The 13,372-nt window shown below is 75.6% G+C and carries 11 protein-coding genes; 8 read left to right on the top strand and 3 right to left on the bottom strand.

Annotation, left to right across the window (positions count from 1 at the left end):
• Positions 1 to 27 precede the first annotated feature (27 nt).
• Positions 28 to 993, top strand: a complete 966-nt coding sequence (locus ABD954_RS10765; protein ID WP_345485693.1) for a zinc-binding dehydrogenase — start codon at positions 28 to 30, stop codon at positions 991 to 993.
• Between the two features lie 79 nt (positions 994 to 1,072).
• The gene (locus tag ABD954_RS10760; RefSeq protein WP_345485692.1) at positions 1,073 to 2,452 is read left to right on the top strand and encodes a cellulase family glycosylhydrolase; all 1,380 of its coding nucleotides are present in this window, start codon (positions 1,073 to 1,075) and stop codon (positions 2,450 to 2,452) included.
• Between the two features lie 106 nt (positions 2,453 to 2,558).
• Here ABD954_RS10760 and ABD954_RS10755 read toward each other — a convergent pair whose 3' ends face one another.
• Both ABD954_RS10755 and ABD954_RS10750 read right to left on the bottom strand, forming a co-directional pair.
• Positions 2,559 to 3,458, bottom strand: a complete 900-nt coding sequence (locus tag ABD954_RS10755) for a PadR family transcriptional regulator (RefSeq protein WP_345485691.1) — start codon at positions 3,456 to 3,458, stop codon at positions 2,559 to 2,561.
• Between the two features lies 1 nt (position 3,459).
• Entirely contained in the window at positions 3,460 to 4,335 is an 876-nt protein-coding gene (locus ABD954_RS10750) for a DUF4097 family beta strand repeat-containing protein (protein ID WP_345485690.1), read from the bottom strand.
• A 191-nt stretch (positions 4,336 to 4,526) separates the two neighbouring features.
• Here ABD954_RS10750 and ABD954_RS10745 point away from each other — a divergent pair, with 191 nt between their 5' ends.
• Entirely contained in the window at positions 4,527 to 5,363 is an 837-nt protein-coding gene (locus tag ABD954_RS10745; protein WP_345485689.1) for a hypothetical protein, read from the top strand.
• A gap of 93 nt (positions 5,364 to 5,456) precedes the next feature.
• On the opposite strand, the gene ABD954_RS10740 is transcribed toward ABD954_RS10745, so the two are convergent.
• On the bottom strand, positions 5,457 to 5,639 hold the full coding sequence (locus ABD954_RS10740; RefSeq protein ID WP_003961784.1) for a DUF6104 family protein: 183 nt from the start codon (positions 5,637 to 5,639) through the stop codon (positions 5,457 to 5,459).
• Positions 5,640 to 5,741: 102 nt separating this feature from the next.
• On the opposite strand from ABD954_RS10740, the gene ABD954_RS10735 reads away from it, so the two are divergent.
• The 5 genes from ABD954_RS10735 (at position 5,742) to ABD954_RS10715 (ending at position 13,332) form a co-directional block, all read left to right on the top strand.
• A complete protein-coding gene (locus ABD954_RS10735) occupies positions 5,742 to 6,260 on the top strand; it encodes a CU044_2847 family protein (protein ID WP_345485687.1) in 519 nt (172 codons plus the stop codon).
• A complete protein-coding gene (locus ABD954_RS10730) occupies positions 6,257 to 8,368 on the top strand; it encodes a VMAP-C domain-containing protein (RefSeq protein WP_345485686.1) in 2,112 nt (703 codons plus the stop codon). The genes ABD954_RS10735 and ABD954_RS10730 overlap by 4 nt, the downstream gene beginning before the upstream one ends.
• A gap of 358 nt (positions 8,369 to 8,726) precedes the next feature.
• Positions 8,727 to 9,734 (top strand): AAA family ATPase, encoded by a 1,008-nt coding sequence (locus tag ABD954_RS10725; RefSeq protein ID WP_345485684.1) that lies wholly within the window; start codon positions 8,727 to 8,729, stop codon positions 9,732 to 9,734.
• A 7-nt stretch (positions 9,735 to 9,741) separates the two neighbouring features.
• Positions 9,742 to 12,987 (top strand): SAV_2336 N-terminal domain-related protein, encoded by a 3,246-nt coding sequence (locus ABD954_RS10720; RefSeq protein ID WP_345485683.1) that lies wholly within the window; start codon positions 9,742 to 9,744, stop codon positions 12,985 to 12,987.
• Between the two features lie 147 nt (positions 12,988 to 13,134).
• Positions 13,135 to 13,332, top strand: coding sequence for a hypothetical protein (locus ABD954_RS10715; protein WP_345485681.1), 198 nt, complete (start codon positions 13,135 to 13,137; stop codon positions 13,330 to 13,332).
• The last annotated feature ends 40 nt before the right edge of the window (positions 13,333 to 13,372 follow it).

Raw genomic sequence — 13,372 nt, 5'->3', positions numbered from 1 at the left:
CACCCCCGTCGCCCTACGCTCACGGTCATGTTCGCTGCCTACGCTGCCCGAATCGACCGCGACCAGCCCCTGAACGGCCTCGAACTGGGCGAACGCCCCGAGCCCGAGACCCGCCCCGGCTGGACCACCGTCACCGTCAAGGCCGCCTCGCTCAACCACCACGACCTGTGGTCGCTGCGCGGAGTCGGACTGCCCGAGGAGAAGCTGCCGATGATCCTCGGCTGTGACGCCGCGGGTCTGGACGAGCACGGCAACGAGGTCGTGCTGCACTCCGTCATCGGCCAGTCCGGCCACGGCGTCGGCCCGGACGAGCCCCGCTCCATCCTGACCGAGCGTTACCAGGGCACCTTCGCCGAGCGGGTCACCGTGCCCACCTGGAACGTGCTGCCCAAGCCGAAGGAGCTCTCCTTCGAGGAGGCCGCCTGTCTGCCGACCGCCTGGCTCACCGCGTACCGGATGCTCTTCACCAACGCCGGTGTACGGCCCGGCGACTCGGTCCTCGTGCAGGGCGCGGGCGGCGGTGTCGCCACCGCCGCCATCGCGCTGGGCAAGGCGGCCGGCCTGCGGGTCTTCGCCACCAGCCGTGACGAGGCCAAGCGGAAGCGGGCCGTCGAGCTCGGTGCCGTCGAGGCGTACGAGCCCGGGGCGCGGCTGCCCCAGCGGGTCGACGCCGTCATCGAGACCGTCGGCGCCGCCACCTGGTCCCACTCGGTGAAGTCGCTGCGCCCCGGCGGCACCCTCGTCATCTCCGGCGCCACCAGCGGCGACCGGCCCTCGCACGCCGAGCTGACCCGGATCTTCTTCCTGGAGCTGAAGGTGGTCGGCTCGACCATGGGCTCCAAGGACGAGCTGGAGGACCTGCTCTCGTTCTGCGCCGCCACCGGACTGCGGCCGGTCGTCGACGAGGTGCTGCCGCTGGACCGGGCCCGCGAGGGCTTCGAGAAGATGGCCTCCGGCGAACTCTTCGGAAAGATCGTCCTCACGACCTCTTGATGACTCGTCAGGAAAGCTGATGGGATCTCCGGCACCGCGAAAGGTGAACAACGCTCACATCGTCGTGCCGGAGGTCCCCTTGTTGCGAACCACCCTCGTGGCGGGCGCCGTCGCCGCCTCGCTGCTCGCCCCGACCGCCACCGCCCGGGCCCAGTCCGGCTGGGACGCGATACCCGTCCTCACCGACTCCCGCGGCCGCGCCCTCACGTTGCGCGGCTGGAACGTCGAGGACAAGACGAACCGGGGCGAGGCCGCGCTCTCCGCCATCACCGAGAAGCACTTCCGCGACATGCGGGCCAAGGGCTTCAACTTCGCCCGCCTCCTGGTCTTCTGGGACGACCTGGAGCCGCGCCCCGGCCACTACAGCCAGGACTACCTGCGCAAGATCGAGCGCATCCTCGACTGGGCACGGAAGCACGACGTCCACGTCCTCATCGACGCCCACCAGGACGTCTTCGGGCCCGCCTTCGGTCACCGGGGCGTCCCGGAATGGGCGACCAGGACCGACGGGCTGCCCTTCACCCCGCGCCCCGACGACTGGTTCTCCGAGTACTTCGAGCCGGCCGTGCAGCGGGCCTTCACCCACCTCTACGAGGACCCGGACCTGCGGGCCGCCCAGGCCCGGATGTGGCGGGTGCTCGCCGAGCGCTTCCGCGACCACCCGGCCGTCCTCGGCTACGACCTGATCAACGAGCCCATGGGCGAGCTGCGCGAGGGCGAGGACCTGCCGACCGCCGCGCGCCGGATCGAACGCGAGCAGCTGACCCCGATGTACAACCGGCTGGCGGACGCCGTCCGTTCGGCCGACCGCGACGGCTGGGTCTTCGTCGAGCCCACCCCCATCGTGGGCGAGGGCGTGCCGACCGGCCTCGGCCGGATCGACGACCCGAAGGTGGTCTACGCCCCGCACTTCTACAACACCGCCATGGAGGCGGGCGCCGACTACGACCCCGCGGCCGGCTGGATCGAGAGCTACGAGCAGGCCGTGACCCTGTACCCCAAGCAGTACAAGGTCCCCGTGCTGGTGGGGGAGTGGGGGCCGCTCAACAACTCCCTGCCGAACATGAACCGCTTCTACCGGGACGCGATGGCCTCGCTGGGCCGCTACGGCTCCGGCTGGGCCGGCTACGTGTGGTGCTACGGGGGCGGCTACTGCGCCGTGGACGGCACCGGAACCTTCCGTACGAACAAGGAGCTGACCGCCGAGCCGTACGCGGAGGCCGTCGCCGGCACCGTCCGCTCCGCCTCCTACGACTCCGCGGCCGGCGTCTACCGCCTGGAGTACGACTCCGCCGGCCGGCGCGGCGCCCGGGTCACCGAGCTCTCCCTGCCCCCGGGCGCCTGGCAGGTGGCGGCCCGGGGGAGGGCGGTCGTGGTGCGCCCGTCCCCGGGCAGGGCCCTGGTCCTCGCCGCCCCGGACGCCCGCGTCACCGTGACGGTCACCGCCGCCCGGACCTGAGGCGGGGCCGCCGCCGCGCGGGGCGGGACGCCGGGGCCGGGTCAGGGTCCGGAAAGCCCGTCAGGGTCCGGAACCGGGTCCCGTCCCCGGACAGGGCCCGGTGGCGCTAGGCGTTTCTCCGGTCCGGGTTCAGCAGGGACAGGATGCTGTCCGCCGCCGCACCCAGGTGGCGGCGGGCCTCGGCCAGTTGCTCACGGCTGACGCCGTGGTCCCTCGCCGCGTCGCGGACGTCGTCACGGAACCGGTCCAGGAGCCGGTCCAGCTCGCGGGCCGGATCTGCGGAGCCTTCGATGTCCCCGGCCCAGTCGGAGACCGCCTGCTCGGCGGAGGCGGGCCGGCCCGCGGCCGTGCCGTGCGCCGGGCCGTGGACCGTGCCCGTCACCAGGTCGCCGAGCTGGGAGGTGATGTCCGAGATGCCCTCCCAGACGCCCTTCGGCCACTCGCCGCGCGCCATCCGGTCCTGGACCTGCTCCTGGACCTGACGGGCGATCCGCTGGAACTCCTTCGCCTGGCGCCGGGCCGACTGGGCCTCGGCGCGCGCCTGGCGGGCCTGCTCCCGCCACTCCTGCTTCGCCTTGCGCAGCTCCTCCCTGGCGTCGGCGAAGGACGACCCCGTGCTGCGGGACGCGCTCGCCGCCGCCCGCATCTCGCTGCGCAGCTTGCCCGCGGCGCCGCGCACGTCGTCGCGGATCTCGGCGGCCAGCTCCGAGACGGACTCACGGATCTCCACTTCGAGATCGGCGAGCTCGCCACCGCGTCCGGCCAGCTCGGCGCGGCCGGCGTCGGTGATCGAATAGACCTTGCGGCCGCCCTCGGTGGCGTGGGTGACCAGGCCCTCGGCCTCCAGCTTGGCGAGCCGCGGGTAGACCGTGCCCGCCGAGGGGGCGTAGAGCCCCTGGAAGCGCTCCTCCAGAAGGCGGATGACCTCGTACCCGTGGCGGGGGGCCTCGTCGAGCAGCTTGAGCAGATAGAGGCGCAGACGGCCGTGGGCGAAGACGGGCGGCATGTCAGAGGACCTTTCCGGACGCGGGGGAGGCGGCGGACCAGCCGTCACCGTCGGGCTCCGGCTCGGGGCGGCGCAGCAGGGCGATCGAACCGGAGATCGTGGTCGCCCTGAGCGTGCCGCGCCCGGCGCCGAGGGTGCCCGTGATGGACTTGGCGCCCCACTGCCCGCCGACCCGCAGGTCCTCGAAGGCGTTGGAGACGGAGCCGCTGGTCGTGGACGCCTGGACGGTGGCGTCGGCGGGATGCGGCAGCCGGATGGCGACCTCGCCGGAGACGCTGGTGAGCCGGATGTCGGCGGGCGGGCCGTCGAGGCCGGCCGACGGGTCGAGGTCGATGACCATGTCGCCGCTGACCGTCTCCGCCTGCACGGCGGAGCCGGCGCCCTCGATGACGGTGACGTCGCCGGTCACCGAGTTGACGTGGAGGGCTCCCGTGACGGACTGCGCCTCCAGGTTCCCCGACACGGTCTCGGCGCGGACCGGCCCGGACAGGCCGACGAGGGTGGTGTCGCCGGTGACTCCGCGCACCGCCGTGCGCCCCCGGACGCCGGAGACCACGGTCTCGGCGCCGACCGCCCCGACCTCGACGTCGGTGCCGGCGGGGACGGCGACCGAGACGACGACCCGGCGCCGGTGACCGGCGGGGTCCAGCCACTTGAGGAGGCCCTTCCAGTGCAGGTCCTCGTACGTCACGGTCAGGGTGGAGCCCTCGTGGGAGACGACGAGCGGCGGACCCTCGATCTCGGATATCTCCAGGCGGGCGGAACTCTCGTCGGTGCCGACGACGTTCACCGTGCCGTTGACCACGCGGATCCGCAGCCGGGTCACGGGGTCGGTCAGCGGGATCTTGCGGGGCTCGGTGACGGACCACTCGGTCATGGTGCTGGCCTCCCGTGTCAGGCGGACGCCGGGGCCGTGAGCGGACCGCCGACGACGCAACATATCGCGTCTCTCGATACACACGATATATCGCGGTCCGGACGAGTCAACCCCGACTCACCCCTGACAGGGACGACTCCGGGTGGGGCATTCACCCACGTAACGGGACGAATTGCCCTAGCGTGGGGCGCATGAACGTGAGACCGGGACCCCGTACCGTCGGAGCTCTGCTGCTCAGCCGCGCCGAGCCCCCGACGGTCCGTCCGGCGGCCCGGCTGCTCGGCGAACGGCTGCTGCTCGCCGCCGCGGGACCCGACTGGACCGTCCTCGTGCCCGAGGGGAAGCCCTGGCTCGACGACGGCGAACCGGTCGAGCGGGTCGTCACCGGCTGGGCCACCGCCCTCGCCGTCGCGACCGCCGGCCGGCCCGCCCTCGCGCTGTGGTGGGACGCGGACCGGGCCGGGTTCACCCTCGCCTCCGGCTTCCGCCGCACCGTCGGCTACACCTGGCTCGCCGACGGCACCCCGGCCGGCGAGGACGAGGCCGTCCACACCTTCGCCGACCGGCTCGACCTCGACCCCGTCCTCGACGTCCAGGCCCTCGAACCCCTCACCGAACCCGATCCGGACGCCGACGCCCACGCCCGGCTCGTCGGCCTCACCGCCGTGCTCACCCGCACCGGACTCGCCCTGCCCGAGGGGCTCGCGCCCGGCGAGAGCGCCGACCGGCTGCGCGCCGCGGCCCACGGCCGGGGCGCCGAACTCCTCGAAGAGGGCGGCCTGCGCGACGCCGTACGCGCCGGACTCGACGCGGGGGAGGGCGGCCTGCTCGCCCCGTACCCGCATTCCCGTCCGTACGGGCTCGGCCCCTGGGGCCGGCTGCTCGGCGCGGCCCAGCTCGCGGCCGGTGTCCCCCTGCTCGTCCGTGGGATCCGCCGCCGCAGCGGCGGCTGGACGACGGCCGGCGCGCTCCTCGTCGTCCACGGGGCGATCGGGCTGGTCCCCGACCGCCGGCGCCGGGCACCGTAAGGTCCCCCGGGCCCCTACCGCAGCCCCCGGCAGGCCCCCGGGCCCTCGGGGCGCGCGCTCCGTCCGTGTCCCTTCCGCCCCCGGGCGGCCTCGCTACTCGTCCTCGTCCTCGTCGTCGAGACGGGCCAGCCAGGTCGCGAGGCGCTCGACCGGCACCTCGAAGTCGGGATTGAGATCGACGAAGGTCCGCAGCTGCTCGGCGAGCCACTCGAAGGTGACCTCCTCCTCGCCTCGCCGCTTCTCCAGTTCCTCGATGCCACGGTCGGTGAAGTACATGCGTTCAGAATAGGCCGTACGGGAGAACCGACCGCGTCCCCTGTTCCTCACCCGTCCCTCGGACTAGCCTTCTTCATCATCGTTCGGGGAGCGGGGGCCGCTGTGACGCATGGGATCGCTCGGATACGACTGGACGACGGCACGCCCGTCTGGGCCCGGATCAGCGGGGCGGAGGAGCTCGACCGGGGCAGCGGGTTCCAGGACACCGGCATCGGCGACCGGGTCGTCTCGATGGCCGGGGGCCTGACCGACGTGGTGCGCGGGGTGGTCGGCTCCCTGCGCGCGGGCCTCGACCCGCAGGGCTCCGTCGAGGTCGCCGTCAGCTTCGGCATCGAACTGTCCGCGCAGGCCGGAAAGGTGATCGGCGTCCTCGCCGACGGCGGTGGCAAGGCCTCGGTCAACGTCTCCCTGACCTGGACCGAGCCGGGCCGCGAGCCCGCCCCGGCGCCGGAGGCGCGGCCGGGAGGCCAGGCGGAACCGGAGACGGACCCGGCCGCAGCCGCCCCGGCCCCCGTCGTCCCCGCCGCCCCCGTCGTCCCCGCCGTCCCGGCCTTTCCGCCCGGTGTTCCCCCGGTCCCCGCGCCCGCCGTCTCCCCGGAGAACGGCCCTGGCGCCGTATGAGCGCCTTCGACGCGCTCGTGCGCCCCGCGCTCGTGCGCATCGCCGCTCCCGGCGGCGGGTATGACCCGCACGGCGACCCGTTCTGGGGCACGGGCTTCTTCATCGCCCCCGGCTGGGTGCTGACCTGCGCCCACGTGGTGGCCAAGGGGGGGAGCGCGGTGTGGAGGAAGGAACCGGCCGTCGGCATCACCTGGGAAGGCGGCCGGACCACCGGCCGGGTCGTGCTGGCCAAGCCGCGCCCCGCCACGCCCGAGGAGACGCGCACCTTCTGGGACTTTCCCGACCTCGCCCTCGTCCGCGTCGAGGACGCCCGCGACGCCGCCTGCGTACGGCTCAGCGAGCGGCCGCCCACCACGCCCGCGCGGATCAGCCTGCACGGCTGGTCGCGGCAGACCGGCGAGGTCGCCGTCCGTGACGTGGAGGGGCAGGCCAGCGGCTTCTCCGGCGGAGCCCTGCTGCTGCGGTGGGCCGTCCCGGTCGAGGGCTGCTCCGGCGGGCCCGTCGTCGACCTGGGCCGGGGCGCCGTCATCGGCGTCAACAAGGGCCGCGGCCAGGACGAGGGCGCCGCCGTCCCCCTGACCTCGCTGCGCGAGCTCCACGACGTGCCCGGCGGAGAGGTCCTGCACGAGGTGCTCCGCGCCCACGACCGCCACCACCTCGCCCGGCACCGTTCCTTCCACTCCGGCCGTACCTGGACCGACGCGCAGACCGAGCTGTGGCCGGCCACCGCCCGGGGCGTCAGCCCGGTCCGGCGGGTCCAGCTCTACGGGAGGTTCGCCGAACTCCCCCCGCCCAGCGGGCCCGGAGAGGTCATGTCCCTCGTCGACGCGGTCAAGCGCCGGGTGCTGCATCCCGAGTACCAGGCCGTCCTGGAGACCGACGCCCGCACCTGGCGGGACGGCGTGGGCCTGCTGCACGAACTGCACGCCCCCCGGCGCGAGCACGGGCCGGAGGCCACCGACCTGGGGCTCGACGCCGTCCTGCTCTACGCGGCGAGGGTCGCCCGGCACCTCACCGAGCGGTACGGGCCCGGCCCCGGCATCGACGGCCTCACCGACTGGATCGCCGACGAGTCGGGCGGCGCCCACGTCGCCGTGCGCGAGGAGATCGCCGCCCTGCTCGACCCCGCGCCGGCCCCGGGCGGCGGTGACGCCGCGGTCCTCGCCGCCGGAGCGCCGGCCGGCATCCGGGACGGGGAACGGGGCGCGCGTGCCGACGTACGCGTCGAGATCGACGCCGTCCCCTACAGCAGTCCCCGGCGCTACGCCTGGCGCGTGATGCTGCTCTTCGACGGCCGTACGGTCAGCCCGCTGCGCGGCGACGACGGCGGGGTGCCCCGCGACAGGCTCCGCGAGACGCTGCGCGGCCCGCTGACCGACGCCCTCCGCCTCGGTGACAGCGGCGACCACCTCGCCGCGATCGAAGTCGTCCTGCCGCGCGAGCTGTTCGACGAGCCGCTGGACACCTGGCGGCTCTCGCCCGACGACGAGCCCTTCGGGGAGCGCTCGCTGCCGCTCGGACAGCGGCGGACCGTCGTCATCCGCGACCGGCACCGCAGCCGGCATCCGCCGTCCCCGGAGTGGCGCAAGCGGTGGCGCGGCAGCGAGAGCGGTCCGCTGCGGGCCGTGCCGCTGCGCGCCGAGGTCCTCACGGCGGCCGGGGACGGCGACGGCGACGCCCATGCGCCGCACCGGCGCAAGGAGAGCCGGATGAGCGCGTACGAGCGGCTCGACGCGGTCGGGGACGGCAGCGTGCCGGTCTACTGCGGCCCGGTCGCCGGCGGCGACGGCCAGCGGGCCATGGAGGCCGCGCTGGCCGCCGGGCACCCCATCGCCCTGTGGCGGCGCTCGGCCCGCGACCACGAGGACTGCGCCGAGTTCCACGAGCGGGCGGGCGAGCTCCTCGCGGCCGCCGCCGGCGCCGAGGGCCTGCACCGCCCGGTGCGCACCCTGCGCCGCATGCGCGCCGCCGAGACCGAGGGCGACCCGTGCGAGCGCTCCGACCACGCCTGGGCCGAGGACCTGGCCGTCCTCTACGACCCGCCCGACCGTCCCCCGTACGACGCGCCCCTCCAGGGCCCCGTCCTCCTCGCCGAGCCCGACCGGTGACGGCCCCTCAGCATGGCCGTGCCCACGCGCCCTCGCGGCCCGGCCCCTCGCCCCGTACGCCCGCGACGCCGGCACGCCGCGGCCGCAGCCACAGGGCCTCGGGGCGCGCCCCCGGCCCGGAACAGCGGACCACGCGCCGCCGCCTCGCGACCGCCCCGCCCGGTCCGCGCGGCGCCGCGCCTTCCCCCGTGGGGCACCCCCGGGCGGTCCGCACCCCCGGCCGCGACCTCCCGGAACCGCCTCCCCTTTCGAACTCAACTCCCCACCGAACGGACCGGTTTGGGCGTCGGCAGCGGGGTCTCCCGCGCGGTACGTTCGACGGGCCCGGCGAAGACCCCGCAGCCAGGAGGAGTCAGGCGTGAACGATTGGCGGATCTATCGTGGTGCCGGCCATCCGCACGACGAGATACGGCGACTTCCCGCGCCGCCGCCGTGGCGCGACTTCTCCGCCGGCGGGGCCGACGACACGCTCGCCGGGTCGGACCGGCGGCTCGGGGTGCGGCGCAGGCTGGTGCAGAACCACCATCCCCGGCCCGCCGAGACCGACGCCGTGAACGCCGCCCTGTATCTGCGCAGGCCGCTCCTGGTCACCGGCAATCCCGGTACGGGCAAGTCGACGCTCGCCCATGCCGTCGCCCACGAGCTGGGGCTCGGCCGGGTCCTGCGGTGGCCCATCGTGAGCCGGTCGACGCTGCAGGACGGGCTCTACCGCTACGACGCCATCGGCCGCCTCCAGGACGTGCAGCTGGAGCGCGCCCGCGCCGACTCCGAGCGGTCGGCCGCGAGTCCGGCCGGGATCGGTTCGTACCTCCGGCTCGGCCCGCTCGGCACCGCGCTGCTGCCCTCCGAGCTGCCCCGGGTGCTGCTCATCGACGAGCTCGACAAGAGCGACCTCGACCTGCCCAACGACCTCCTCAACGCCCTGGAGGAGGGCGAGTTCGCCATCCCGGAGCTGGAACGGCTCGCCGACCGCGAACCGGTCGTGGAGGTGCTCACCGACGACGGACGCAAGGTGCCGGTGTACGGGGGCCGGATCCGCTGCACCACCTTCCCCTTCATCGTCCTCACCTCCAACGGCGAACGGGACTTCCCCGCCGCCCTGTTGCGCCGCTGCATCCGCCTGGAGCTCGAACCGCCCGGCGAGGAGCAGCTCGGCGCCATGATCGAGGCCCATCTCGGCCCGGACGCCGCGGCCGCCGAACCCGGCCTCGTCGCCCGCTTCCTCGACCGGGAGCCCGGCGAGGTCATCGCCACCGACCAGCTGCTCAACGCCCTCTATCTGACCCAGCACGCCCCCCACGCCGAGCGGGTGACCCGGGACCGCATCGCGGACATGCTCATGCAGCCGCTCGATCAGCCGAGGTGATGGCCGGATGCACCGGATGCATCTGGAGGAGCTCACCCGCAGACTCCGGGCCGGCGGGCAGGACCCGACCGCCGAGGAGGTCGCGGACGCCGTCTGGCTCGCCCAGTGGCTCCCGCGCGCCGACCCGGCGCGGTCCGGCGCGGAGGCGCCCGGGCCGAGTCCGGGCGACGGCCGCGACGGGGATCCGCCGCCGGGCCGCCCCCGGTCCGACAGCTCCCGCGACCGTCGAGATCCGGCCACCTCCACCCCCGTCCCGTCGGCCGCACCCGATCCCCGTGCCCCGGACGACCCGCCCGCCCCACCGCCCCGGCCCCCCGAGACGGTCGACCTCGCCCTGCCCCCGGTCGGCGGCCGCGCCCGCACCGGTGGTACCGGCGGCGCCGCCCTGCCCGTACGCGCCCCCGGCGCCAACGCCCTGCCCGGTCTCCTCGGCTTGCAGAAGGCCCTGCGCCCGCTGCGCCACTACGCCACCCACCTCCCCGCCCGGCCCGGCGAAGGACGCCTCGACGAGGAGGCCACCGCCGAACACAGCGCCGCCTCGGGCATCCTCACGCCCGTGCTCCGCCCCGCCGCCGGCCGGCGCCCCGACATCCAGCTCCTCATGGACACCGGACCGGCCATGGTCGTGTGGAGCAGGATGGTCGAGGAGCTGCGCCAGGCCTGCCAGCAGTCCGGCGCCTTCCGCGACGTCCAGGTGCACCGCCTCCACGACACCGGCGAGGGCCTGCCGCTGGTCACCACCACCTCCGGTTCCGACGGCCGCCCCCGGCTGCGCCCCGGCGACCAGCTGCACGACCCCACCGGGCGCCGCCTCACCCTCGTCGTCAGCGACTGCGTCGGCCCGCTCTGGCAGCGCGGCGCCGCCCAGCGGCTGATCCACCAGTGGCCCCGCCACTCCCCGCTCGCCCTCGTCCAGCCGCTGCCCCCGCGGCTGTGGCCCCGCACCGCGCTGCCCGTCGAACCGGGCGTCCTGCTGCGGCCGACCGCCCCCGGCGGCCACGTCGGCTTCGAGCCCGACGAGGCGGCCTGGGAACCCGTCGCCCGGGATCTGCGGGCCGTGCCCGTGCTCACCCCCACCCCCGAGGCGCTCGCCTCCTGGGCCCGGCTGCTCACCGGACACGGCGGGGGAGCCGTCCGCGGCTGGGCGGCCAGGATCGGCCCCGCCCCCAGCCCCACCGGCAGCCCCTTCGCCGGCCCCGGCCCCGCCACAGGGCCGGGCCCCACCACAGGACCGGGCCCTGCCACCGCCCCCGCCGCCCGGACCGGGACCGAGGCCGGGACCGGGACCGAGGCCGGGATCGAGACCGCTGCCGCCCGGCGCGGACACGAGGACCTGCTGCGCGCCTTCCGCGCCGGAGCCTCCCCCGGCGCCGTACGGCTCGCCGTGCACCTCGCCGCCGCCCCGCTCGCCCTGCCCGTGATGCAGCTCGTGCAGCGGGCCATGCTCCCCGACACCGGCCCCATGGAGCTCGCCGAGGTCCTGCTCAGCGGGCTCCTGCGCCGGCTGCCCGGCCCCACCCCGTACCCCTGCTTCAGCTATCCCCCGGCCCTGCAGGAACACCTCCTCGGCTCGCTGGACCGGGGAGCCGCCGTCCTCGTCCTCAAGCACTGCTCCGAGTTCGTCGAGCGACACTTCGGACAGGGCATGCGCAACTTCCCCGCCCTCGCTGCCGCCCGGCTCGCCGGGCACGGCACCGACGAGGAACCGGTCGCCGCCACCGGGCCCGGCGAGGAGAACGAGCAACCGGCCGGCGCCGCCGCCGAGCTCTTCGCCCGCATCCCCGCGCGCGTGCTGCGCTTCTACCACCCGGACCTGGTCACCCCCGAACCGCTCGCCGCCGCCCGCCGGCTGCTCGACCAGTGGCGCGCCCAGTCGGACCCCTCGCTGCTCGACGCCGCCCTCGAACGGGCCGAGGCCGCCCTCGGCGACGACGGGCCCACGGGCCGCCCCGAGGACGCCGCGACCGCCCGGCTCGTCCTCGGCCAGGTGCTGTACGCGCAGGCCGGCACCGCCGCCGTACGGGACGGCGGCAGGCGCAGGGAACTGCTCGACCGGGCCGTGACCGAGCTCGTACGCGCCGCGGAACTCGCCGCACCCGGCAGCGCCGTGTGGGCGCAGGCCCGCCTCGAACAGGCCGCCGCACACTACGCCCTGTGGCGCCGCACCGGCGAGGCGCACCGGCTCGACGCGGCCCTCGCCGCCCTCGACGGGGACGCGGCCGACTGGCCCGAGGAGCAGCGCCACGCCCTCCTCGTACGGCGCGGGCGGCTGCTCCTCGCCCGGGGCGAAGGCGCACAGGCGGCGGCCGCGTTCACCGACGCCCTCGCCCTGCGCGCCACCGGCCCCGTGCTGCTCGACCTGGCCGACGCCCGCCACCTCGCCGGCTCCCCGCCGGAGACCGTCGCCGACGCCCTGGACCGGGCCGAACCCCTGCTCGGCGACTCCGTCGCCCTCCGGCTGCGCTGGACCACCGCGCGGGCCCGGCTGCACGAGACCACCGGCGACGGGCCCGCCGCCGACGAGGCGTACGAGCGGGCCACCCTGCTCACCCCGGCCGAGGGCGAGCAGCGCGGCCGGCTCCTGCTGACCTGGGGCGAGTCCCTGCTGCGCCGGGCCGCCGCCGACCGGGGCACCGCCCCCGTCGACCGTGCCGAGTCCGTCCTGCGCGAGGCCTTCACCTGCCTGCCGACCGCCTCCGCCGCCCGCACCCGGGCCACCGTCCTCATCGGCAGCGTGCTCGCCCTGCGGTTCGACCGCGCGGGCTTCCTGCCCGACCTGTTCGAAAGCCGGCACCTCCTCGACCAGGCCCTGCGCACCACCCATGAACCGGGCGCCCGCGCCGAGGTCTGGCTGCAGCTCGCCTGGGTCAGGACGCGGCTGAGCGAGACGGCGAGGGTCGGGCGGCTCTCCGACGCGCTGACCGCCTACGAGCGCGCGGCGGAGGACGCCCGTACGGCACACGGCGAACACCCCGGCACGATCACGCTGGCGCGGGCGCTGCACGGGCGGGGGGCGGTGCTGCTGCTGATGGACCGCACCGCCGCCGCCGCGTCCGCGCTGCGGGCCGCCGCCGAGCAGTGGCGGCGCCTGGACGGCGCGCTCGTCGCCGTCGACTGGCAGGACGTGGAACGCACCCGCGCGCTCCTGGCCGGACGGGCGGGGGACCGGCGGCGCTTCCCGGCCCTCGGGACCCAGGAGGACCGGAAGCGGATCGCACCGCCCTGGTGGCCCTGGCGGGGAGCGGAGACGTAGCGCACCACGGCGGAACGGGAACGGCTTGATAACGGGGGCGCACATGGGCGCAGTTGAGTCGAACGGGTTTCTGGGTTTGCGAGGTCGGGAAGAACCGCTGCGCCGCTACGACCGTGGGGGACAAGGGTCGGTGAGGAGGAGCCGAGGGTGTTGCAGCACATGGAGTGGGTCTCCGGCGTCGACAGGACCGACGGGCGGCCCCGGCCCCTGCCGGATCTCACCGGCGTCGACCTGCGGACCTTGCGCTTCATGGACGATCCCCAGCTCGCGGCGGCCGTCGAGCGGGTGCTCTGGCGCCCGCAGGACCTGGCCGACTCCTGGATGGAGGACCGGGCCCGCGCCTGATCCCCGGCGGAGTGGCCGAGCCGACCGGTCCTTTCCGGCC

The organism is Streptomyces roseoviridis (genome assembly GCF_039535235.1).
In the GTDB taxonomy this organism is placed as follows: Bacteria; Actinomycetota; Actinomycetes; order Streptomycetales; family Streptomycetaceae; genus Streptomyces; species Streptomyces roseoviridis.
This window is presented reverse-complemented; position numbering and strand designations above follow the sequence as displayed.

Bases quoted from the DNA above. Each gene is read 5' to 3' on its own strand.
- ABD954_RS10750 (WP_345485690.1), bottom strand. From the start codon at position 4,335: ATGACCGAGTGGTCCGTCACCGAGCCCCGCAAGATCCCGCTGACCGAC.
- ABD954_RS10755 (WP_345485691.1), bottom strand. From the start codon at position 3,458: ATGCCGCCCGTCTTCGCCCACGGCCGTCTGCGCCTCTATCTGCTCAAG.
- ABD954_RS10720 (WP_345485683.1), top strand. From the start codon at position 9,742: ATGCACCGGATGCATCTGGAGGAGCTCACCCGCAGACTCCGGGCCGGC.
- ABD954_RS10740 (WP_003961784.1), bottom strand. From the start codon at position 5,639: ATGTACTTCACCGACCGTGGCATCGAGGAACTGGAGAAGCGGCGAGGC.
- ABD954_RS10730 (WP_345485686.1), top strand. From the start codon at position 6,257: ATGAGCGCCTTCGACGCGCTCGTGCGCCCCGCGCTCGTGCGCATCGCC.
- ABD954_RS10765 (WP_345485693.1), top strand. From the start codon at position 28: ATGTTCGCTGCCTACGCTGCCCGAATCGACCGCGACCAGCCCCTGAAC.
- ABD954_RS10745 (WP_345485689.1), top strand. From the start codon at position 4,527: ATGAACGTGAGACCGGGACCCCGTACCGTCGGAGCTCTGCTGCTCAGC.